This is a genomic window from Cellulomonas sp. Leaf395 (assembly GCF_001424125.1).
GTDB lineage: Bacteria > Actinomycetota > Actinomycetes > Actinomycetales > Cellulomonadaceae > Cellulomonas.
Map to the genome: position 1 here is coordinate 170,706 of NZ_LMQI01000004.1, position 21,925 is coordinate 192,630.

Sequence of the window (21,925 nt, forward strand, 5' to 3'; positions counted from 1 at the left end):
TAACTCAGGCACGTGGTGCTGCTGTCCCTCGCCGCCAGTCACCACGACCTCGACCTCGATGTGCTGGAACGTCTCTCGTCGGACGTCCACGCCGTCGCGTCCGAGCTCGTGGGCTCGACGGCCCACAGGTTCGTGTCCGGTGCCGTCGTCCTCGCGACGTGCAACCGGTTCGAGCTGTACCTGGAGGTCGACGACCCCGAGAACACCCCGTCGGCCCGCGCGGCAGCAGCACAGGCCGTCGCCGGCCGCTCCGGCTACAGCGCCTCGCAGGTCGACTCGCACCTGCGCGTCCGCACCGGCACCGACGCCGCCGCCCACCTGTTCTCCGTCGCCAGCGGGCTCGACTCGATGGTCGTCGGGGAGCGGGAGATCCAGGGGCAGGTCCGGCGCGCACTGACCTCCGCCCGCCGCGACGGCACGACGACCTCCGGCCTCGAGTCCCTGTTCCAGGCCGCCTCCCGCGTCTCGCGGCAGGTGGAGAGCCGTACCGGGCTCGGTGCCACCGGCCGCTCCGTGGTCGGCGTCGCCCTCGACATCGCCGAGCAGCACCTGCCCGACTGGTCCGCAGTCCGCTGCGTGCTCATCGGCACCGGCTCCTACGCGGGCGCGTCGCTGGCCGCGCTCAAGGCCCGCGGCGCCGGTGACATCCGGGTGTTCTCCACGTCCGGCCGCGCCCGCGCGTTCGCTGCCGCCCGCGGCGTCCGGTCGCTGCCCGCGTCCGCCGACCTCGCCGCCGAGGTGTCCGACGTCGACCTCGTGGTCGCCTGCAGCGGTGCGGCGGGCGCGGTCCTGGGGGTCGACGCGCTCGCCGCGGCCCGGCTGGGGACGTCCTCGCCGCTCACCGTCGTCGACCTGGCGCTGCGGCACGATGTCGACCCCGGCGTCCGCTCGCTGCCCGGCGTCCGGCTGGTCAGCCTGCACACGGTGGCCGAGCACGCGCCCGCGGAGCACGCCGCCGTCCGGGCCGCCCACGACGTCGTCGTCGCGGCGGCGGAGGCCTACGAGGCCGACCGCCGGGTCCGGGACTGGAACCCCGCGGTCGTCGCGGAGCGCTCGCGCGTGCTCGGCGGGCTCGAGGCCGGCCTCAGCGAGCTGCCCGACGCGCTGCGCGACGAGCGCGCCGAACGAGCGCTTCGGCGACGCACCCGCGCCGTGCTCCACGCCCCGACGGTCCGCGCCCGCGAGGCGGCACGGGCGGGGGACGCGATGACCTACGCGGCTGCCCTGACGGAGCTCGCGTCGATCCCGGTGCCGACCGTGGTGACCGACGCGCACTGACCGGATCAGTCCGCGACGTCGGCATGACTCGTGCGACGAGCTCGGCGCCGACGTCCGCGACGTCGGTCCGGCTCCCGTCGGCGATCGAGAGCACCAGCGCGGTGTCGGCCTCCGTGTCCACGCGGAGCTCGACCCCGTCGACGAGCGCGTGGTTGCCCCCCAGTGACTGCGAAACGCCCCTTCGGTCACGTGACCGAGGTCGCGTGACCGAAGGGGCGTGTTCGTCAGGGGTCAGCCGCGGATCCACTGCTGGGTCGGCGCCGCTGGGTCGCACGTCGCCAGTGCGAGGCCCCACTCGTTCGCGGGGGTCGCGAGGCACAGCGCGGGGTCGGCGACGCTGCTGATCGTCAGGTCGGCGTTCACCGTCCACTGCTGCTCGACGCCGCCGGAGCAGGCCTCGATCGCGAGCGCGCTGCCCGCGACGGGACCGTCGACGGGTTCGACGCAGAGGCGGCCGTAGACCGACAGCTCTCCGGCATCCGTCCAGTTGAACGACTGGTTGCCGCCGCCGTTGCAGTACCACAGACCCAGTAGCGTGCCCGGTGCGGTCGAGCCGCCCGGTACGTCGATGCACACGTTGTGCGCGACGCTCCTCAGGGGCTCGCCTGGAGGTGCGGGCGGCAGGTCGTTGAGCGGCTCCGTCTTGAGCAGCCCCCAGCCCCACTGGAGCTGTGCGAGTCCGGACTCGTTCGTCACCGTGAGCCCGCCGTCGGCGTTCTGCTCTGTCAGGGTGTACGAGTCGCCGGTGCGAAGCCCCGGCCAGTAGACGACGCCCATGCCCTGGTCGCGCGTCACCTCGGTGAGAGCGCCGAGGTACGAGGTCGACACGTCGCCCTCGTGGTTGCCGTAGTTCAGACCCGTGGTCATCGGCGAACCGGCCTCAGACACCAGGGTGCGCCAGCCGTACTCGCCGATGCGTGGCAGCAGGTTCGCCTTCCACGCGTCTTCGGTGGTGTCGCTCGCCCAGAAGCCGTAGAAGTGCAGGGAGAGCAGCGTGCCATCGAGTTCCTCGGCTGCGCCGACGCCGGTCACGTTGTCGTTGTATCCGGTGCCGGAGATGATCACGCGCGAGCGCGGCACGTCGGCGTGGTCGTCGAGCCACCCGGAGGCCAAGGACACCCATTCGTCGAGCGTGTAGCCGAACGGCTCGTTCATCGGCTCGAAGTACACCTTCGGGTTCTTGCCGTACTCGGCCACCACCGTGTCCCACATCGCGTCGAAGGCGGCGGGGTCGTCGACCCGCCCGTCCTTCGCGTCGTCGCCCTCCCAGTAGCTGAGGATGACCTTGAAGCCGCTGCCGACCGAGGCGTCGATCGCCGCCTGGTACGACTCCCACCAGTCGGTGCCGACGCTCGACGGGTTGATGGGCAACCGGACCGTGTTGGCCCTGACCTCCTGGCGGAATCCGCTGATGATCGCGGCGGACTTGTCGTAGGTGGTGCTGTAGTCGTCGTCGGCGCTGAGGCCCGACGGCACGACCTCGTCGTCGGCGTAGTTGTCTCGGGGGTCGGCCCAGTTCACGCCACGGAACTCGTTGGTGCTGTGCGGGCCTCCCTGACCTGCCATGGCCGGCAGCGGGGCGATGCACATCAGGAGGGCGGCGGCCGCGGCGGCCGCTCCGATCTGTCTCTTCATCGGGGTCCGTTCGGTTCGGGTGCGCGACTCTGCGCGGGCGTCGACGGGGTATCGACACCCCGCCAGCGTTGCACGCACCTGATCAAAACTCACGGGCTAGTACAACGTTGCTCGTCGAGCGTCCTGGCCGAACACCGAGGCTCGCGGACGCGCGAGCGCGGCTTCGAGCAGGCCGTAGTCGCGCACGTCGGGGGCGTGACCGAGGAAGGCCCCACGCAGGAGAAAAGAGCGTGCCGGGCCTGGACGGGGGGGAGGGCCAGGCCCGGCACGCGTCCCGTGAGGGTCACATCACGCTGGCGCGACCCTGGTACGGAACCCTCGGAGAAGTGCGCTCAGGAGCGCACCACCTGCTGTCGGGGGGCAGCAGGCCCGGGGGCCCAGGTGTGGGGGACCACCTGGTTGGTCTGGATGTCGGTGAGCTCGGCGGCGTACACGATGCCCTCGTACACGCCGGCTTCGACACGGGTGAGGTGGAGACGCTCGGCACGCTCGATGTCGTCCCCGAGGTGGGAGATCCGGGCGACGACGTACCTCTGGGCGTCCTGCCACTGGTCGACCACGCGGACGCCGAGGCCGTTCCAGCGGGCCGTGAGGTCCAGCTCGAACAGCTCGGTGACGTCCTGGCGGGCGACGCGGCGGTACCAGCGGCCCGACGGGGACTGGTGGAATCCGGTCTCCGCGAGCGGGGGGTTGGCCAGGGCGAGGACGACCGTGTGGCCACCGTCGACGACGTCAGCCTCGAGGTAGGCGCCGTGCCACTTGGCGACGGGCCCGACACAGCGGGAGAGGGACGCGAGCGACGGGCGGGGGGCGCCCAGCTGCGTGACCGTCCAGCCGGCACCGACGTCGCCGTAGCGCGCCAGCAGCGTGGAGGTCCCGTCGTCGTAGATGCGGATCAGCTCGGCGCCCGGGGGGATGCGCGAGTGGCGCAGCCACCAGAGCGGGAGGATGTATCCGGGCACGTCGCGGTACTGGAGCTGGGGGGATGACTCGAAGCGCAGCACATCGATCGAGCGGTCGTACGGGCTGAAGGGCGAACCCTCGTACCCGAGGCCGTGGACCTCGAACAGCTGCGCCGGGGTCGTCGCGAAGGCGACGTCCTCAGCACGCACCACGTACCCCGCCAGACGGTCGTGGCCCGCGGTGAGGTGCGCGCGGGTCAGCGCTGGCGTGATCGCTTTCTGCATGAGCGTCACGATGGGCATCCTTGCCAAGAAAAGGGTGATCCGGATGTTTCAGACCGGTCGGTGCACGATTGTGCAGGGCAAACCGGTCGCCTGTCCAGAAGCGATCACGGGTTCCCATGAAGTTGCAGGTCAGACCGCGTGAGAGCGATTCCGTCGAAGCGGTTTGTCTTCTGCGTGTGGGTCGGCAGAAGATGGTCGCGCGGCGTCGATCGTTCACCCGTTCGGAGCAGTTGCGGTGGCGGGCTCTGCCCGCAGGGTGTAGCCGGCCCGCTCAGGCGTCGAGGAAGCCGACGAGCGAGTCCGCGAGCCCCGTGTACGACGCGGGGGTGAGGTCGACGAGTCGTGCGGCGACGTCGTCGGGAAGCCCGAGCCCGCCGATGAACTCGCGCATGTCCGCGGCGGTCAGGCGCCGACCGCGGGTCAGCTCCTTGAGCCGCTCGTACGGGTTCTCCATGCCGGTGACACCCGCGACGGAGGCGGCGCGCATGGCCGACTGGACCGGCTCGCCGAGGACCTCCCAGTTCTCGTCGAGCTCGCGCGCCAGCAGCGCCTCGTCGACCGACAGGGCCTGCAGCCCGCGGGCCACGTTGTCGATGGCCAGGAGCGAGTGCCCGAACGCCGGGCCGATGTTGCGCTGCGTCGTGGAGTCGGTCAGGTCCCGCTGCAACCGGCTGGTCACCAGGGTGCTCGCCAGGGTGTCCAGCAGGGCGCTCGACAGCTCGAGGTTGGCCTCGGCGTTCTCGAACCGGATCGGGTTGACCTTGTGCGGCATGGTCGAGCTGCCCGTCGCGCCCGCCACCGGGATCTGGATGAAGACCCCGCGCGAGATGTACGTCCATACGTCGGTGGCCAGGTTGTGCAGCACCCGGTTGAACCGCGCGACGTCCGCGTACAGCTCGGCCTGCCAGTCGTGCGACTCGATCTGGGTGGTCAGCGGGTTCCACGTCAGCCCGAGGTGCTCGACGAACGCCTTGCTGACCGCCGGCCAGTCCGCCCCCGGCACCGCCACGACGTGCGCGCCATAGGTGCCCGTCGCACCGTTGAGCTTGCCCAGGTACTCGTCGGACCCGATGCGCGCGAGCTGGCGCCGCAACCGGTGCGCCAGGACCGCGAGCTCCTTGCCGAGCGTCGTCGGCGTCGCCGGCTGCCCGTGCGTCAGGGCGAGCATCGGCTGGTCCTTCAGCGACCGCGCGAGCTCGGCGACCTGGTCGACGAGGGCGGTCGCGGCCGGAGCCCAGACGTCCCGCACCGCACCGCGGACCATGAGCGCGTACGACAGGTTGTTGATGTCCTCGCTGGTGCACGCGAAGTGCACCAGCTCCCCGACGTCGTGCAGCGCCGACCCCTCCGGCGCGGCCGCCAGCCGGCTCTTGAGGAAGTACTCGACGGCCTTCACGTCGTGCACGGTGATCTTCTCGATCGCCGCCAGCTCTGCGACCTCGTCGGGCCCGAACGTCGCGACCACGTCCCGCAGGTACGCCACGTCCGCGTCCGTCAGCGCCGGGGCCCCAGGCACGACCCCGTTCGAGGTCAGGTGGATCAGCCACTCGACCTCGACGTGCACCCGCTCGCGGTTGAGGGCCGCCTCGCTCAGGTGGTCGACCAGCGGCGCGACAGCCGCGCGGTAGCGGCCGTCGAGCGGGCCGAGGGCGATGTGGGGGGTGACGTCCGCGAGCCGGACACGTGCGGGGGAGGTCATGTAGGCATCATCCCAGAGCGGGCCGGACGGGATCGGCCGTGTCCGAAGGCGTAGCCCTAGGCTGCCCACGACCGCCTCCCCCGTCGTCGGAAGAGCCCATGAACATCGCCCTGTGGATCGCCGCTGCCCTGCTCGCCATCGCGTTCCTGGCGACCGGCCTGCTGAAGATCACGCGGTCGAAAGAGCAGCTCGCTGCGGCGGGGATGGGCTGGACCGAGGGCTTCAGCCCGTCGACCATCACGGCGATCGGCGTCGCCGAGGTGCTGGGCGCGATCGGCCTGATCCTGCCCGCGGTGCTCGACGTCGCGCCGGTGCTCGTGCCCGTCGCCGCCGTCGGTCTGGCCCTCGTCATGGTCGCCGCGGCTACCACCCACCTGCTCCGCAAGGAGACGCGGATGGTCGTGCTCAACGTCGTCCTGCTCGCGCTGGCGCTGTTCGTCGCGTGGGGACGGTTCGGGCCGTACGCCTTCTGACGTCGGGCAGAAGTGGTGCGGCAGTCTGCGGTACGTTTCGCAAATCGCTACATTCCGGACATCGATGCGACGCTGCACCGTCTCGGTCACCACTGTCCCCGTCGCTCCGTTGCCCATCGCCGGCACCCGCGGCACGCCGGGTGGAGCACTGAGCGCGCACGAGGAGGAACGCATGAAGAACGTCCGAACGGGCCGCATCGGCGCCGCCGTGGGGGTGCTCGTCCTCACGCTGGTCGGCGTCGCCGCACCGGCTGGAGCGACCCCCCCGAGCGAGAGCTGGCAGGAGACGTGGGACGACACCGACGTCGTCGTGTGCGACGGGGGAACCGCCGACACGTCGGATGACCTCACGATCGAGGGGCACATCGTCGGCTCCATGGACTTCGTGCTGCGGGAACGAGGCAACACCGGGCTGTACTACATCGCGATCCACGGTCAGGAGAGCGGCACGTACACCAACGTCGACAACGACCTGTACTGGACCTCGACGAACACCTGGCGCGAGAAGGACCTCGACGTCTCCGAGGACGAGGACGGGATCCTCACCATCCGCGTCGGAACCTCGTTCTTGTTCAAGGTGCACAGCGCGGACGGCATCCCCGGCGGCGTCAACGCCGGCCGCTCCGAGTTCACCATCGTCTACGACCCCGCGACCGACACCGAGCTCTCCTTCACGGTGACCAAGGAGGTCGGTGCGCGGACGACCACCGACTTCTGCGACGACGCCTTCCGGTACACCAGCTGATCCGGCGTCGTCCGAAGCCCGATCGATCACGGAGGCGGTGCGTCGCCCCGCCTCCGTGATCGTCGTCGCGCCGCCGGACTCGAGATGGTGATCTGATCCGTCCGAGGCGACACTCCGATCAGTAGCCTGTGCCCACCGGCGCAGGTGGTCGGTCCCCCGACGACGAGGAGCCCCGTGGCGACGCAGGCTCGCAGGCCGAGCGCGGTCCTGCTCGTGGGAGCGTTCGTCGTCGTCGCGGTGCTCGGGTCGGCGCTGGCGGGACCGCTACGGCTGGTGCAGCGGAACGCGGACGGACCGTTCGTCATCCCCACGTTCGCACCACCGACGACCACCAGGACGCCGATCCCGTTCGAGCAGATGCTCGGTGCCGACCAGGTACCCGTGCAGACCCAGCGCTGGATCTACCTCGTGGGCCTCTTCGTCGCGGGCCTCCTGCTGGCCGTCGCGCTCGGTCTGCTGGTCCGGTGGATCCGGCGGCTGCTCGACCAGCGGGCGCCGTACGACGCCGACGCGGCCGACCCCGACGTCGAGCTCGGCGGGGACGTCCAGGACAGCGCGACACCGGCGCTGCGCGAGGGCGTCCGACGGGCCACGCAGGTGCTCGAGGAGGAGGTGCCGCCCGGCGACGCGGTGATCGCGGCGTGGGTGGCGCTCGAGGCGTCAGCCGAGCGCAGCGGGCTGGTGCGGGACCGTGCGCAGACCGCGACGGAGTTCACCGTCGAGGTCCTCGACGCCACCCGGGCGGACCCCGAGGCGACGCGCGTCCTGCTCCAGCTGTACCTGGCGGCGCGGTACTCGGAGCACGTCCTGACATCTCGTGACGTGGACCAGGCCCGGTCGAGCCTGGCGGCGATCGCCGTCGACCTGACCCGGCGGGCGGAGGACGCATGAGGTGGGACTGGCGACCGCCCGCGGGGTTCGTCGCGGCCTTTGTCGCGTGCCTGGCGGGCGGGCTCACCGTGGTGTCGGCGGGGCTCGTGGGACTGCTCGTGGCGGTGGCCGTGCTGCTGCTCACGCGGCTGGACGGAGCGCCCGATCCTGGCTGGGACCGCCGGCACTACGACCACCGGCACGGTGCCCGCGGGGAGGTGCAGGACCTCGCGTGGGGGATGGTCGGCCGGGACGGGCGGATCGGTGAGCGTGTCCTGCGCCAGCTGCGCGACGTGGCGCGGAGCCGGCTCGCGCGGCACGGACGCACGATGGACGACGCCGACATCGAGCAGGTGCTCGGTTCCCGTGCGCTCAGGACGCTGACCCGCACCCGCTCGCCCCTGCCCAGCGTCGCCGACGTGCGGCACACCTTGGACGTGCTCGACCGCCTCGGACCCGAGCGAGAGACCCCGACCCACGACCCCCGGGAGCCCCGGCCATGACTGAGCAGCAGCCCACCACCCTGACCGTCGCGCAGGTCGCGGACCGCGGGAGCGCGGTGCTCGACGAGGTCGCGACGCTCGTCGTCGGCATGCGTGAGCCGCTGAAGGTCGCGCTGGCGGCCGTCCTCGGCGGCGGGCACGTGCTGTTCGAGGACGTGCCCGGACTCGGCAAGACGCTGGCCGCGCGCAGCCTGGCGACCGCCCTGGGGCTCGCGTTCCGTCGGGTGCAGTGCACGCCCGACCTGCTGCCGTCGGACATCACGGGGTCGAGCGTCTTCGACCCGTCGACGGCGTCGTTCGCGTTCCGCCCCGGCCCGGTCTTCGCGGGGCTGCTCCTGGCCGACGAGATCAACCGGACCGCCCCGAAGACCCAGTCCGCGCTGCTGGAGGCGATGGCCGAGCGGCAGGTCACCGTCGACGGGGAGACGTACCGGCTGCCCGACCCGTTCCACGTGGTCGCCACGTCGAACCCCGTCGAGTACGAGGGCACGTACCCGCTGCCCGAGGCACAGCTCGACCGGTTCATGGTCCGCGTCGCAGTCGGCTACCCCGAGCGCGATGCCGAGGTCGACGTGCTGTCCCGGCGGCTCGCACGGCGGCAGGAGATGGGGTCGGTGCGGACCGTCGTCGACGCCGCGACGCTGCGCGCGATGCAGGCGGGCGTCGAGGCCGTCACGGTCGACGTCGACATCCTGCGGTACTGCGTCGACCTCGCGGCGGCCACCCGGGCGCACGACGCCGTCGAGGTCGGCGCCTCGCCGCGCGGGTCGCAGGCGCTGGTGCTCGTCGCGCGGTCGCTCGCCGTGCTGTCCGGGCGGGACTTCGTGACGCCCGAGGACGTCAAGGCCGTGGCCGTGCCCGCCCTGGCGCACCGGCTCTCCCTGACCCCGCAGGCATGGGCGACGGGTACCGCGCCGCAGGGGGTCGTCTCCGACGTCCTGACGCGGGTGGCGGGTCCGACGACGGCGCGACGCCTATGACCTGGGCGCGCTCGCGGGCGAGCGTCACCGGGGTTGCCGCCGGTCTCGTGCTGGTGGCGCTCGGTGCGCTGCTCGGGCGCCCGGACGTCGCGGTGCTCGGTGTGGCGCCCATCATCGCGGGGGTCTGGGACTGGCACCGTCGGCCGTCGGTGGACCCCACCGTGCGGATGGGGCCGTCGGCCGCACCGCCGACCGCGGGGACGCTGCGTGCCGACGCCGTGGTCGTGTCGCCCGGCACGGTGCTCGTCGGAGCCCGCCGCGGTGCCCGCGTGCTGCTCGACGCGTGGGTGCTGGTGGACGGCACCCGGCACCTGTCGCTCGTCGTGCACACCGTCCGGACCGGGCCGCAGGATCTCGCCTTCGTCGACGTGCAGGGCGTCGGCCCCGGCGCGGCGAGCGTCTCGGAGCCCAGCCCGCCCGCGACCCGCTCCGCCCTCGTGCTCCCCGGCGCTCGCCCGCTCGGCGAGCTGCCCCTGCCGCCACGGCTGCGCGGGCTCACCGGCGCGCACGAGTCCCGACGGCCCGGTGAGGGCGGCGGGCTGCGGGACGTGCACCCGTTCGCGCCCGGCGACCGGCTGCGGCGGATCGACTGGCGGGTCACCGCCAGGCGTGCCCCCGACCTGCACGAGCTCTACGTCCGGCGGGAGCACGCGCTCGCGGAGGCAGTCGTCGTCCTGGTCGTGGACTCCCGCGACGACGTCGGCCCCGACCCGATGACTTGGCGCGGCTCGATCCCGCCGAAGGCCCAGGACCCGACCTCGCTGGACCTGGCCCGGCAGGCCGCCTCGTCGGCCGCGCAGGGGTTCCTCGACCTGGGCGACCGGGTGGGTCTCGACGACCTCGGCGCGGTGCGGCGACCGCTCCCGCCGGGTGGGGGCCGACGACAGCTCGACCGCATCCGCCACGCACTGGCCCTGACGCGGCCCGAGGGTGACCCGCTGCGCCGCCTGCGTCCGCCGCGGATCCCGTCGGGCGCCCTCGTGATGCTCTTCTCGACGTTCCTCGACGACGAGGCCGCCCTGGTCGCGTCCGTCTGGCGCCGTGCCGGGCACCGCGTGGTCGCGGTCGACGTGCTGCCGACCCTGCGCGAGCGGCACCTCGGCGACCGGGAGCGGCTCGCGATGCAGATGATCCGGATGGCACGCGAGGACCGGCTGGCCGAGCTGGCCGACCTCGACGTCGAGCTGGTGACCTGGCGGGAGTCGCCGCACGTCGCGCTGGCCTCGCTGGCTCGGCGTGCGCAGCGCAGGGCGGGGGCCGCGCGATGAGCGAGGTGACCGTCGACCTCGTCCGGCCGATGCCGTCCTGGGTCCTGCGCGGGGTGGTGGCGGTGCTCGGTGCGGTGACCCTTCTCGTCGCGTTCGCCGGGTCGCGGCCTCATCAGTTGCTCGTCGCGGGGTTCGTCGCGCTGGTCGTCGCGACGGCGGTGGTCCCGGGTCTCGGCCTGACGGCGCTCGTCGTCCTGGTCGTCGCGATGCGGGTGGTCACCGGGGAGCCGCCGCCGCTCGGCATCGTCATGCTCCTGGTCCTGCTGGTGCACCTGACGCTCTGGGCGGGTGCGCTCGCGGCGCGGACCTCGTGGCGGACGCGGGTCGAGCTCGGCGTCGTGGTGCACGGGCTGCGTGACGTCGCGACGGTGCAGGTCGGGGCCCAGGTGCTGGCCGTGGTGGCGACGGTGCTCGGCGGGGTGTCGCTCGGCGTCGGCGACCTCTGGCGCGCGCTCGCTCTCGTGGCGGCCCTCGGGGCGTCGGCGCTGCTCCTGCCGCGCCGGCCGTAGGTGTCCGCCGCGCGGCGCCGAGTCGGCGTGGCGATCGAGCCGCCCACAGCCCACGGGGTCCACAGGGCTTCCCTGCGAGCACGCGGGGCTTCGTAGCGTCTCGGGCATGCCCTACGACGCACTGCCCCTCGTCCTGCGAGCGCTCGACGACGTCGAGAGCGTGTCTCGGAACCTGCGTGGCGCCGCGCAGACGCGGTGGTCGTCCGACGCCGCCGACCGGTTCCGCGTCGCCCTCGACGAGGCGCACGGCCGCGTGCACGACGTACGGATCGCGGTCGAGCGGACCGTGCAGCCGGTCGCCGCGGCAGGCCTCGGGGTGGGCGGCCGGTGAGCGGCAGCGCCACCGACGTCGCCACCGGGTACCGCGTCGCCGGCGGTCCCGGGCCGACCGTCGCCGACCTGGAGGAGCTGGCGTACGCCTGCCGGCTGCTCGAGGGCGCAGCGGACCGGCTCGACGCCGTGTCCTGGACCTTGGTGCGAGCGTCGCAGGCGTGCGACCCGCTGAGCCCGGCCGGGATCGAGGCTCGACGGGCCCTCGCGGCCGTGTCGGAGGGCCGGAGCTCCCCGTGGCGGGTCGCGGACCACCTGCGGGAGCTCGCGGCGGCGCTGCGCCGGGTGGTCGAGCTGTACACGGAGGCCGAGTCGTTCGCGCACCGGGCCTTCCGGGTCGGCGTCGTCACGGTCGCGGGGGAGCTCGGGGAGCGGCCGATCCTCGCGGCGACGCTCGGCGTGATCGGTGCCGGCATCGCCGCGGCGGCCCTGGGCGGCGTGGTCACCGGCATCGTGGGGCGGTCGGTGCTGTTCCAACGGCCGGATCCTTTCCTCCCCCTGATCGCTCACCACGCCCGCCGCGCGGCAGGGGCACTGCCCGGCGCGCTCACCGCCGACGGTCGCGCGGAGTTGGAGATGCTGGCGCTCGGCGCGTTCGTCCGCGCGTCCGCGCGCGGGCGGCAGGTCCCGACCCTGCGACCGGTCCCCGACGGCGCTCACATGCTCTTCGAGGCGGTGCCGTCGGCCGGGCCGACCGCCCTGCTGCTGCGCGCCGACCCGCCCCAGCTGCCCGCGCCGCGGACCGTGGCGGCCGTCCTCGAGAACGTGGCCCGCAGCTACGACCGCGAGCCCACCCCGTTCCGCCCGGGAACACCCGAGGGCGCGGTCTCCGTCCAGCTGCTCACGCATCCCGACGGCACACGCGCGTGGGTGGTCGAGATCCCCGGCACGGAGGACTGGGGCCTCAATGACGACAACACGATGGACGCGACGACCGGCGGCCGTCTCCTGGCAGGGCTCGCGGACGACATGACCGACGCCGTGCTCGACGCCATGCGGCTGTCGGGGGTCGGGCCCGACGAGCCCGTCATGCTGGCCGGCCACAGCCAGGGCGGGATGGTGGCCATGTCGGTCGCGTCAGCCGTCGGCAGTGCGTACTCGGTGCGCGCCGTGGTGACTGCCGGGGCGCCGGACATCCCGGCGCCGGCACCGTCGGGGGTGCAGGTGCGGCACTACCGGCACGCGGAGGACATCGTCCCGGACCTGGACGGCACTCCGGACCAGCCGGGTGCGGACGTCACGGTCGTCAGCAGGGACCTGGGCGCCACCGGCGGACCGACCAGCGCGTCGATCGAGGAGGCGCACTCGGTGCGCCGCTACGTCCAGACCGCCGCTCGGGCGGACCGGGAGCTCGCGGGGAGCCCCGGCATGCGGGCGTTCGACGCCGCCGCCCAGGAAGTGCTCGGACCGGACGGGACGACCGCCGTCACCCGCCAGTTCCAGGTGACGCGCGACCCGGCGCTGGTCGCCGCGCAGCCACCCCGGATGTCGCCTAGTAGGTGATCTCGGTGGAGGAGGAGGTCACGACCACGCGGTTGCCGGGGATGAGGACCGACAGGACGAGGCTGACGATCGAGATGATGATTGCGGCCCAGCACGCGACGCCGAAGTTGTCGATCCGCAGACCCCAGTCCGTCGCCTCCGTGATCCAGGCGGTCAGCATGAGCATGAGGGCGTTCACGATGATGGTGAACAGGCCGAGGGTGAGGATGTACAGCGGGATCGAGATGAACGCCACGATCGGTTTGACGATGGCGTTGACCAGCCCGAACACCAGCGCGATGAGCAGGATGATCGCGAGCGTCTCCCAGTTGCTGTCACCACCGACGATCGACAGACCCGGCAGGATCAGCGTCGCGAACCAGATGGCGACACCGTTGATGAGCACGCGGACGAAGAAGGCCATGCACCGATCCTGCCACCGGTCGGCGGTGCCCGGTGCGCGCGGTGGCATGCTGAACCCGTGACTCGCGTCCCCTTGCGTCCGGCCCTGGCAGACCTGCCGCCCTACGTCCCGGGGGCTCGTGTCCCGGTCGGCGCCGCGGCGTTCAAGCTGTCGTCCAACGAGAACCCGTACCCGCCCCTGCCGTCCGTCGTGCTGGCCATCTCCGAGGCGGCCGAGGACGTCAACCGGTACCCGGACATGTACGCGACCGAGCTGACGGCGGCGATCGCGTCGTCGCTCGCGGTCCCCGCCGAGAGCGTCGTCACGGGGTGCGGCTCGGTCGCGGTGCTGGGGCACGTGCTCACCGCGGTGTGCCGGCCGGACGACGAGGTCGTGATGCCGTGGCGCTCGTTCGAGGCGTACCCGATCGCGATCACGCTGGCCGGCGCCCAGGGCGTGCCCGTGCCGGTGGGGGACGACGGGCGGCTCGACCTCGAGGCGATGGCCGCCGCGGTCACCGAGCGCACCAGGGTCGTGCTGGTGTGCACCCCCAACAACCCGACCGGCCCCGCGGTGCACGCCGACGAGCTGGCCACCTTTCTGGCGGCGGTCCCCAGGGACGTGCTCGTCGTGCTCGACGAGGCGTACGTCGAGTTCGTCCGCGACTCGGAGGCGCCCGACGGTCTGGCCGTGTTCGCGGACCACCCGAACGTGGTGCTGCTGCGCACGTTCTCGAAGGCGTTCGGCCTGGCCGGTCTCCGGGTCGGCTACGCGGTCGCGCGTCCTCGCCTCGCGGCGGGGATCCGGGCGGCGTCCACCCCCTTCGGCGTCTCCCACGTCGGTCAGCTCGCCGCCCTCGCGTCGCTGCGCGCGACCGCCGAGCTCATGACGAGGGTGGACGCGATCGTCGCCGAGCGTGCACGTCTGCTCGCCTGCCTCCGGACGCAGGGGTGGGCCGTCCCGGACAGCCAGGCGAACTTCGTGTGGCTCGCGCTCGGCGACCACTCGACGGCGTTCGCGGAGCGCTCCGGGCGTGCCGGGGTGCTGGTCCGGCCGTTCGCCGGCGACGGCGTCCGGGTGAGCGTCGGTGAGCCCGAGGCGACCGATCTGCTGCTCGAGGTGACGGCGGACTGGCTGTCGCGCTGACGGTGCGGGAGGAGGTGTGGACGCTCCACAAGGGCGCGCTGAGGCTTGCCGGGGTCCTTTGCGCGTAACCTACGGTGCCGTAGCCTACGCTGTCGTAGGTTACGAGCCTCACCCCGGCGCGGCCCACCCGCCGCTGCACCGCGAAGGAGAACCGCGTGGTCCCGAACGGCCCCCAGACCGACGACGGCCTCGTGCAGCTGCTGACCCCGACCGGGCAGCGCACCGCACACCCCGATTACGACCCGCACGTCGCCCACCTCGACGCCGACCGCCTGCGCGCGCTCTACCGCGACATGGTGCTGGTGCGCCGGTTCGACAACGAGGCGACGTCGCTGCAGCGGCAGGGCGAGCTGGCCCTCTACGCGCAGTGCCTCGGCCAGGAGGCTGCGCAGGTCGGCTCCGGCCGCGCGCTGGCCCCGCAGGACCAGGTGTTCCCCAGCTACCGCGAGCACGGGGTCGCGTACACGCGCGGCGTCGACCTGGCGGACGTGCTGCGGCTGTTCCGTGGCATCGACCACGGTGGCTGGGACCCGACGGCGTTCGGGTTCCACCTGTACACGCTGGTCATCGGCTCGCACACGCTGCACGCCACCGGCTACGCGATGGGGCTGCAGCGCGACGGTGCGGTCGGCACGGGCGACCCGGCACGGGACTCGGCGGTCGTCACGTACTTCGGCGACGGGTCGACCTCGCAGGGCGACGTGAACGAGGCGCTCGTGTTCGCCGCGGTGAACAATGCCCCGGTCGTCTTCTTCTGCCAGAACAACCAGTGGGCCATCTCCGAGCCCACCAGCAAGCAGTCCCGCGTCCCGCTGGCCGACCGCGGTCCCGGCTTCGGCATCCCGAGCGTGCGGGTGGACGGCAACGACGTCCTGGCCACGTACGCGGTGACCGCGGAGGCGCTCGAGCGGGCGCGCTCGGGCGGTGGCCCGACGTTCATCGAGGCGTTCACGTACCGGATGGGCGCGCACACCACGTCCGACGACCCGAGCCGTTACCGCTCGGCCGCCGAGGAGGAGTACTGGCGCCAGCGCGACCCGATCGACCGGCTCCGGATGTACCTGGAGGACCGCGGCGAGCTGCCGCAGGACTACCTCGACTCCCTGGCTGCCGAGGGCGACGCGCTGGGTGAGCGCATCCGGATCGCGGTGCGCGCGATGGGCCGCCCGTCGCCCGCGTCGATGTTCGAGCACGTCTACGCGACGCCGAACTCCGTCGTGGAGTCCGAGCGTCAGTGGTTCGAAGCGTATGAAGCATCCTTCCTGGAAGGTGAGGGGAGTCACCGATGACCACCATCACGTTCGCCAAGGCGATCAACCACGGCCTGCGCAAGGCGCTCGAGCAGAGCCCCAAGGTGCTGCTCATGGGTGAGGACATCGGGGCGCTCGGCGGGGTGTTCCGCGTGACCGACGGGCTGCAGAAGGACTTCGGCCAGGATCGCGTGGTCGACACCCCCCTCGCGGAGTCCGGCATCGTCGGAACCGCGATCGGGCTGGCCATGCGCGGCTACCGGCCGGTGTGCGAGATCCAGTTCGACGGGTTCATCTTCCCGGCGTTCGACCAGATCACGACGCAGCTGGCCAAGATGCACTACCGGTCGAAGGGGCGGCTCACCCTCCCCGTCGTCATCCGGGTGCCGTACGGCGGCGGGATCGGTGCGGTCGAGCACCACAGCGAGTCGCCCGAGGCGCTGTTCGCGCACACGGCAGGCCTGCGGGTCATCAGCCCGTCCAGCCCGGTCGAGGCGTTCACGATGATCCAGCAGGCGATCGCGTCGCCGGACCCGGTGCTCTTCTTCGAGCCGAAGGGCCGCTACTGGGAGAAGGGCGACGTCGACCTGGACGCCGCGGTCGACGCCCCGCACCCCGCGCTCGACACCGCGAAGGTGCTGCGGCCGGGGACGGACCTCACGCTCGTCGCGTACGGCCCCACCGTGCAGACCGCGCTCAAGGCCGCCGAGACGGCCGCGGCAGAGGGCACCAGCATCGAGGTCGTCGACCTGCGGACCCTGTCGCCGCTCGACACCGCGACGGTCGCGTCGTCGGTCCGCAGGACCGGCCGCTGCGTCGTCGTGCACGAGGCCCCCGTCCTCTACGGCACCGGTGCCGAGGTGGCCGCCCGCATCACCGAGGACTGCTTCTTCCACCTCGAGGCACCCGTCCTGCGCGTCGGCGGCTTCCACACCCCGTACCCGGTGGCCAAGATCGAGCACGACTACCTGCCCGGGCTGGACCGCGTCCTCGACGCGGTCGACCGCTCGCTGGCCTTCTGAGGAGACGCTCCGTGCCGACCTTCCAGCAGTTCCCGCTCCCGGACGCGGGCGAGGGCCTGACCGAGGCCGAGATCGTCGCCTGGCACGTCGCCGTCGGGGACACCGTCGAGGTCAACCAGACGATCGTCGAGATCGAGACCGCGAAGTCGCTGGTCGACCTGCCGAGCCCGTGGTCCGGCGTCGTGACGCGCCTCCTGGTGGAGCCCGGCCAGACCGTGGACGTCGGGACGCCGATCATCGAGGTCGACACCGACCCGAACGGTCCGGCCCAGGTTGACGAGGGTCCGCCGGAGGTCACCGCGGCGGGGATCGCGCCGTCCGGCGGGGCGATCGAGCACGGCCACCGCGGCGGCGGAGACCGGCACGCGGGTGTGGAGCCCGGGGGTTCCGACGAGATCGCGGCAGCGCGCGCGGACCGCGCAGCCGACCCGCAGCCGGAACCTGCTGCCCGGGAGGCGGTGCTCGTCGGCTACGGGCTCGCCGAGCCCACCACCGGCCGCCGCGGTCGGACCGCGGATGGCTCACCGGCCGCCACCGCGCCGTTGGCGCCGCCTGCCGCCGCGGCGCCGTCGGCACCCCCGGCCGCCGCCGCGCCGTCGGCACCCGCAGCCGCCACCTCGTCGCAGCGCGAGGCCACCCGGCACGCGCTCGCCAAGCCCCCGGTCCGCAAGCTCGCGCGCGAGCTCGGGGTGGACCTGGACTCCATCTCGCCGACGGGCCCCGGCGGCATCGTCACCCGCGAGGACGTGCTCGGGCGCGCGGCCCAGGCGGAGGCGCGGACCCTGGCCACCTATCCGGGCGACGACGCCCCATGGCTGGCCAGCGGGACGGTCTCCTCCGACGGTCGCCAGACGCGCGTGCCCGTGAAGTCCGTGCGCAAGCGGACCGCGGAGGCGATGGTCACCAGCGCGTTCACGGCCCCGCACGTCACGGTCTTCCACACGGTCGACGTCACCAAGACGATGAAGCTCGTCGAGCGCCTGCGGGCCGACCGCGAGTTCGCCGACGTCCGCGTCACGCCGCTCCTCATCGCCGCCAAGGCGCTCATGCTGGCCGTCCGTCGGCACCCGGAGATCAACGGGAGCTGGGACGAGGCGACGCAGGAGATCGTCTACAAGCACTACATCAACCTCGGGATCGCCGCGGCGACCCCCCGCGGGCTCGTCGTGCCCAACATGAAGGACGCGCACCGCCTGAACCTCAAGGACCTGGCGAGCGCCCTCGCGGACCTCACGTCGACCGCGCGCGCCGGGAAGACGTCGCCCACGGACATGTCCGACGGCACCATCACGATCACCAACGTCGGCGTCTTCGGCATCGACACGGGGACGCCGATCATCAACCCGGGGGAGGCGGCGATCCTCGCGTTCGGCGCCATCCGGGAGCAGCCGTGGGTGCACAAGGGCAAGATCCGGATCCGGCACGTCACGCAGCTGGCGCTGAGCTTCGACCACCGGCTGGTGGACGGCGCGCTGGGCTCGCAGGTGCTCGCGGACGTCGCCCGCGTGCTGCACGACCCGTCGCACGGCCTCGTGTGGGGCTGAGCGGCGTCGCCGTGTGAGACTCGCCGGATGATCAGGACCCTCACCGAGGACGACGACCTCGAGCTCGAACGGGTCGGCTACGAGCGCGGGGACGTGCTGCGGCCGAGCACGGGCAGGCCGGACGCGCACCGGTACCGGGTCGAGGTGGCCAACCCCCTGGTGGTCGACGGGCTGGTGCTGCTGGAGGAGGACGCCGGCGCGTACCGGTTCCTGGACACCAACCGGGTCCCGCTGACCGTGCGCGACCTGCGCCGGTTCCGGGTCCTGGTGAAGGTGGCCGGAGCGCGCCCGACGAGCCACGAGGTGACCGGCGTCGCGTCGCAGCCGGAGTCGCCGGACCTCGCTGACCTGCGCGACGACGCCCTCGACAACGACCTGCTCGACGGGGTCGACTTCGCGATCGGCACGACCGTCGGCACGACGACAGGCACAGAGGCCATCACCTTCGACGACGGCTATGCCGTCGGCTACCGGGACGCCGGCACAAACACCACGCTGTTCGCGTCGCGGTCGTTCGCGCAGGCGCGTGCGGTGTTCCTCGACGAGGCGTGCTGGCTCGGGGCCGAGCGTGGGCGCGGGCCGTACGTCGGCCGCGACCAGGCTGTGGGCACCGAGGGCTGGACGTCCGCGCAGGTCGTCGCGGCCTACGAGCGTCGGCTGCTCGACGGTTCGTGAACGGTCCCGCTGCGGACCGGCGCGCGGCGTTCCACCAGGAGCGCCGCGACCCCCAGCACGATCGCCCCGATCTCCGAGATGGCCGACAGCCACACGGGGATGCCCACCCACTGCTCGTGCACGCCGAAGAACCCGCCGGGCGTGGTCGAGATGAGGAACGCCGTCAGGGTCGCGACGCCGAACCCGATGGCGCCCAGCAACGGCAGCCAGTGCCGCCAGACGAGCACCAGGACGCCGAGGACCAGCCCGCCGATTCCGTTGAGCAGGAACGCGGGGCCGACGACGGCGAGGGTGTTCATGCCGTTGGCCCACAGGTCCAGGTGGACCACCGCGGACAGCATCACGCACGCGGACAGGAGCGCTCGTAGGACGTCGGAGGCGGCCTGGGGGCCCGTGTGCCAGTCGCTGCGCCCACTCATGTCAGGCCTTCCCGGCCAGGACCGCACCGTTGCTGACGTGCACGTCGACCTCGGGGAGCGGTGACGGTGCGGGGCCGGAGACGTTCGCGCCGGTGAGGTCGTAGACGGAGCCGTGGCACGGGCACACCAGCTCGTCCTCGTCGGGCGCGACAGTGCACTGCTGATGGGTGCAGACCGCCGACAGCGCGACGATCGTGCCCTCCTCCGGCTGGACCAGGATGAGCGGGTTGCCGTCGGCGTCCTTCGCGGAGATCGCCCCGCCCACCGGGATGTCGGCCACCTGCGCCAGGGCCCCGCCGCTCGCCGCGGGCGCCACGTCGGACGGGGTGTCCGCGCCGCCGCACGCGGCCAGCACGCCCGCCGCCGCGACGCCCATGGTCACCAGACCGGCCCGGACCAGCACCTCCCGCCGGTCCAGGCAGCCGTCGCAGGAGTGGGGGACGGACGGTGCTGTCACGGACATCGGGACCTCCGGATCGGACCTGGTGGGGCTGACACCTGTGTCACGGTGCCGGGCCCGTCGAGGTTCACCCGGGTGCGGCACCAGTTCCAGGGTGCCCGCTCGGAGCCCGTTCGTCGTGGACGCGAGCCACGGCGGCCTCGTCGGCCACAACTGCCGTGACACCTCCGACGGCTGTTGTGCCTGCGGCAGTCGTGCCCGTCGCGGCCGCGGCGTCGTCGTCGAACCGGCCCTGGATGCCCGACACGTTGCGTAGCGGCAGCTCGGGGAGCATGACCGTGAGGATCACGCCGAACACCATGATGAAGGCGGCGAGCAGCAGCACGGTGTCCACCGACTGCGCGAAACCGTCGAGGAACGGCTGCGCGAGCCGCGGGTCGAGGTTGTTGATGAACGAGGAGTCGTCCAGCGACGGCACCGTGCCGCCGCCGTTCAGCATGCCCAGCACGGGCGCGTTCGCCGGGTCGGCCGCGACCGCCGGGTCCGCGACGGCCGCCTGGAACTCCGGCGTCGTCGAGGCCGTCCGGAACGCGGCCGCGATGTTGGGGCCGACCGTCGAGAACAGCACCGACAGGAACACGGCGGTCCCCAGGGTGCCGCCCATCTGCCGGAAGAACAGCGACGACGACGTCGCGACGCCCATGTCCCGCACATGCACGGCGTTCTGCACGGCCAGCACCAGCGGCTGCATCGTGAAGCCGAGACCGAGCCCGAACAGGATCGACACCGCGAACACGTACGGCATCGAGGTGTCGGCCTGGACCCGGGAGAAGAACAGCGCGCCCAGGCCCATGAGGACGGTGCCGATCACGGGGAACGCCTTGTAGCGGCCGGTGCGCGAGGTCGTCTGACCAGCGACGATGGAGCCCGTCATGATGCCCAGGGTGAACGGGATGAGCGACAGGCCGGCCTCGGTCGGGGACTGGCCCTTCACGATCTGCAGGTACAGCGGGAGCGTCGCCAGGCCACCGAACATGCCCAGGCCGATCACGGTGTTGGCGGCGGCGCCCACGGAGAACGTGCGGTTGCGGAACAGGTACAGCGGCAGGATGGCGTCGGCCTTGGCGTACCGCTCAGCCAGGATGAACGCCGCGACACCGAGCACACCGACGACGTAGCAGCCGATCGACCGCGGGGAGTCCCAGCCCCAGATCCGGCCCTGCTCGGCGACCACCAGCAGCGGGACCAGGGCGACGACGAGCGCCAGCGCGCCCGGGTAGTCGATCTTGTGGTCCACCCGCTTCAGCGGCGGCAGGTGCAGCACGCGCGCGACGACGATGATCGCGAGGATGCCGATGGGCACGTTGATGAGGAAGACCCAGCGCCAGCCCGTGATGCCGAGGATGGTCTCCGCACCCGCGAAGAACCCGCCGACCACGGGACCGAGCACCGACGCGGTGCCGAACACCGCGAGGAAGTAGCCCTGGTAGCGGGCGCGCTCGCGGGGGGCGACGAGGTCGCCGAGGATCGTGATCGCGAGCGCCATCAGGCCACCTGCGCCGAGGCCCTGGACGCCGCGGTAGACCGCCAGCTGGTACATGGAGTCGGCGGTGCCCGCCAGCAGCGAACCCACCACGAAGATCGAGATCGAGATCAGGTACAGCGGCTTGCGGCCGTAGATGTCGGAGAGCTTGCCGTACAGAGGCGTCGAGATCGTCGCTGTCAGCAGGTACGCGGTGGTCACCCACGCCTGCAGGGACAGGCCGTGCAGGTCGTCGCCGATGGTGCGGATAGACGTCGCGACGATCGTCTGGTCGAGCGCGGCGAGGAACATGCCGAGCATCAGACCGCCGAGGATCGTGAGGATCTAGCGGTGCGTCGGGGGCACGAATGTCCGGGGCTCGGTGACGCCGGCGGTGGAGTGCTGTGGGGGCATCAGGCCTTCTCGACCGGGGGGAATGATTGCGCGGGACAACCTATGGGACGCAACAACGGTGCACCCGCGACGTGTTTCCCGCCACAGAGACTCTCGTCCCGTGGCCGGGGGCGGACGATTGCGTCGGCGGGGAGGACGTGCCAGCTACCGTGTCCGGCATGCCCACGCTCG

Annotated in this window: 22 protein-coding genes; 15 read left to right on the top strand and 7 right to left on the bottom strand. The window is 72.5% G+C overall.

Going from position 1 to position 21,925, the window contains the following annotated elements:
- Nucleotides 1-12 precede the first annotated feature (12 nt).
- On the top strand, nt 13-1,278 hold the full coding sequence (locus tag ASG23_RS12110; protein WP_056025137.1) for a glutamyl-tRNA reductase: 1,266 nt from the start codon (nt 13-15) through the stop codon (nt 1,276-1,278).
- A 231-nt stretch (nt 1,279-1,509) separates the two neighbouring features.
- Here ASG23_RS12110 and ASG23_RS12115 read toward each other — a convergent pair whose 3' ends face one another.
- From ASG23_RS12115 to purB, 3 genes are all read right to left on the bottom strand, one after another.
- On the bottom strand, nt 1,510-2,913 hold the full coding sequence (locus tag ASG23_RS12115) for a ricin-type beta-trefoil lectin domain protein (protein WP_056025141.1): 1,404 nt from the start codon (nt 2,911-2,913) through the stop codon (nt 1,510-1,512).
- 332 nt (nt 2,914-3,245) lie between these two features.
- Nucleotides 3,246-4,100, bottom strand: a complete 855-nt coding sequence (locus ASG23_RS12120) for a hypothetical protein (RefSeq protein ID WP_442856821.1) — start codon at nt 4,098-4,100, stop codon at nt 3,246-3,248.
- Nucleotides 4,101-4,371: 271 nt separating this feature from the next.
- A complete protein-coding gene (gene purB, locus ASG23_RS12125) occupies nt 4,372-5,799 on the bottom strand; it encodes an adenylosuccinate lyase (RefSeq protein ID WP_056025144.1) in 1,428 nt (475 codons plus the stop codon).
- A gap of 98 nt (nt 5,800-5,897) precedes the next feature.
- Here purB and ASG23_RS12130 point away from each other — a divergent pair, with 98 nt between their 5' ends.
- The 9 genes from ASG23_RS12130 to ASG23_RS20705 all read left to right on the top strand — a co-directional run bounded on the left by ASG23_RS12130 (nt 5,898) and on the right by ASG23_RS20705 (nt 12,980).
- Nucleotides 5,898-6,272, top strand: coding sequence for a DoxX family protein (locus ASG23_RS12130; RefSeq protein WP_056025147.1), 375 nt, complete (start codon nt 5,898-5,900; stop codon nt 6,270-6,272).
- A gap of 172 nt (nt 6,273-6,444) precedes the next feature.
- Entirely contained in the window at nt 6,445-7,017 is a 573-nt protein-coding gene (locus ASG23_RS12135; protein ID WP_157465634.1) for a hypothetical protein, read from the top strand.
- Between the two features lie 174 nt (nt 7,018-7,191).
- Nucleotides 7,192-7,908 carry a DUF4129 domain-containing protein gene (locus tag ASG23_RS12140; RefSeq protein ID WP_056025153.1) on the top strand — a complete coding sequence of 239 codons (717 nt, stop codon included), beginning with the start codon at nt 7,192-7,194 and terminating at the stop codon, nt 7,906-7,908.
- A complete protein-coding gene (locus tag ASG23_RS12145) occupies nt 7,905-8,390 on the top strand; it encodes a hypothetical protein (RefSeq protein ID WP_056025156.1) in 486 nt (161 codons plus the stop codon). The genes ASG23_RS12140 and ASG23_RS12145 overlap by 4 nt, the downstream gene beginning before the upstream one ends.
- Nucleotides 8,387-9,370 (top strand): AAA family ATPase, encoded by a 984-nt coding sequence (locus tag ASG23_RS12150; RefSeq protein ID WP_056025159.1) that lies wholly within the window; start codon nt 8,387-8,389, stop codon nt 9,368-9,370. Before ASG23_RS12145 ends, ASG23_RS12150 begins: the two co-directional genes overlap by 4 nt.
- On the top strand, nt 9,367-10,638 hold the full coding sequence (locus ASG23_RS12155) for a DUF58 domain-containing protein (protein WP_056025162.1): 1,272 nt from the start codon (nt 9,367-9,369) through the stop codon (nt 10,636-10,638). The genes ASG23_RS12150 and ASG23_RS12155 overlap by 4 nt, the downstream gene beginning before the upstream one ends.
- Nucleotides 10,635-11,147, top strand: coding sequence for a hypothetical protein (locus ASG23_RS12160; RefSeq protein WP_157465635.1), 513 nt, complete (start codon nt 10,635-10,637; stop codon nt 11,145-11,147). The genes ASG23_RS12155 and ASG23_RS12160 overlap by 4 nt, the downstream gene beginning before the upstream one ends.
- Nucleotides 11,148-11,253: 106 nt before the next feature.
- Complete coding sequence (locus ASG23_RS12165) at nt 11,254-11,478, top strand: hypothetical protein (protein ID WP_056025168.1); 225 nt, start codon at nt 11,254-11,256, stop codon at nt 11,476-11,478.
- Nucleotides 11,475-12,980 carry a thioesterase domain-containing protein gene (locus tag ASG23_RS20705; protein ID WP_056025171.1) on the top strand — a complete coding sequence of 502 codons (1,506 nt, stop codon included), beginning with the start codon at nt 11,475-11,477 and terminating at the stop codon, nt 12,978-12,980. The genes ASG23_RS12165 and ASG23_RS20705 overlap by 4 nt, the downstream gene beginning before the upstream one ends.
- On the opposite strand, the gene ASG23_RS12175 is transcribed toward ASG23_RS20705, so the two are convergent.
- A complete protein-coding gene (locus ASG23_RS12175; RefSeq protein WP_056025174.1) occupies nt 12,970-13,383 on the bottom strand; it encodes a phage holin family protein in 414 nt (137 codons plus the stop codon). The two genes, ASG23_RS20705 and ASG23_RS12175, sit on opposite strands and share 11 nt — an antisense overlap.
- 57 nt (nt 13,384-13,440) lie before the next feature.
- Here ASG23_RS12175 and hisC point away from each other — a divergent pair, with 57 nt between their 5' ends.
- From hisC to ASG23_RS12200, 5 genes are all read left to right on the top strand, one after another.
- Complete coding sequence (gene hisC / locus ASG23_RS12180; protein ID WP_056025178.1) at nt 13,441-14,508, top strand: histidinol-phosphate transaminase; 1,068 nt, start codon at nt 13,441-13,443, stop codon at nt 14,506-14,508.
- 155 nt (nt 14,509-14,663) lie between these two features.
- Nucleotides 14,664-15,797, top strand: coding sequence for a pyruvate dehydrogenase (acetyl-transferring) E1 component subunit alpha (pdhA, locus tag ASG23_RS12185; protein WP_056025181.1), 1,134 nt, complete (start codon nt 14,664-14,666; stop codon nt 15,795-15,797).
- Nucleotides 15,794-16,780: an alpha-ketoacid dehydrogenase subunit beta gene (locus tag ASG23_RS12190; protein ID WP_056025184.1), complete on the top strand. Its 987-nt coding sequence runs from the start codon at nt 15,794-15,796 to the stop codon at nt 16,778-16,780. Before pdhA ends, ASG23_RS12190 begins: the two co-directional genes overlap by 4 nt.
- Nucleotides 16,781-16,791: 11 nt before the next feature.
- Nucleotides 16,792-18,324 carry a dihydrolipoamide acetyltransferase family protein gene (locus ASG23_RS12195; protein WP_056025187.1) on the top strand — a complete coding sequence of 511 codons (1,533 nt, stop codon included), beginning with the start codon at nt 16,792-16,794 and terminating at the stop codon, nt 18,322-18,324.
- Nucleotides 18,325-18,351: 27 nt separating this feature from the next.
- Nucleotides 18,352-18,999 (top strand): hypothetical protein, encoded by a 648-nt coding sequence (locus ASG23_RS12200; RefSeq protein ID WP_056025190.1) that lies wholly within the window; start codon nt 18,352-18,354, stop codon nt 18,997-18,999.
- Here the strand turns inward: ASG23_RS12200 and ASG23_RS12205 are convergent.
- The 3 genes from ASG23_RS12205 to ASG23_RS12215 form a co-directional block, all read right to left on the bottom strand.
- A complete protein-coding gene (locus tag ASG23_RS12205; RefSeq protein WP_056025193.1) occupies nt 18,969-19,418 on the bottom strand; it encodes a hypothetical protein in 450 nt (149 codons plus the stop codon). The genes ASG23_RS12200 and ASG23_RS12205 overlap by 31 nt on opposite strands.
- Before the next feature lies 1 nt (nt 19,419).
- Nucleotides 19,420-19,881, bottom strand: a complete 462-nt coding sequence (locus ASG23_RS12210; protein WP_056025196.1) for a QcrA and Rieske domain-containing protein — start codon at nt 19,879-19,881, stop codon at nt 19,420-19,422.
- A gap of 64 nt (nt 19,882-19,945) precedes the next feature.
- Nucleotides 19,946-21,685, bottom strand: coding sequence for an MDR family MFS transporter (locus ASG23_RS12215; RefSeq protein WP_235521118.1), 1,740 nt, complete (start codon nt 21,683-21,685; stop codon nt 19,946-19,948).
- Between the last annotated feature and the right edge of the window lie 240 nt (nt 21,686-21,925).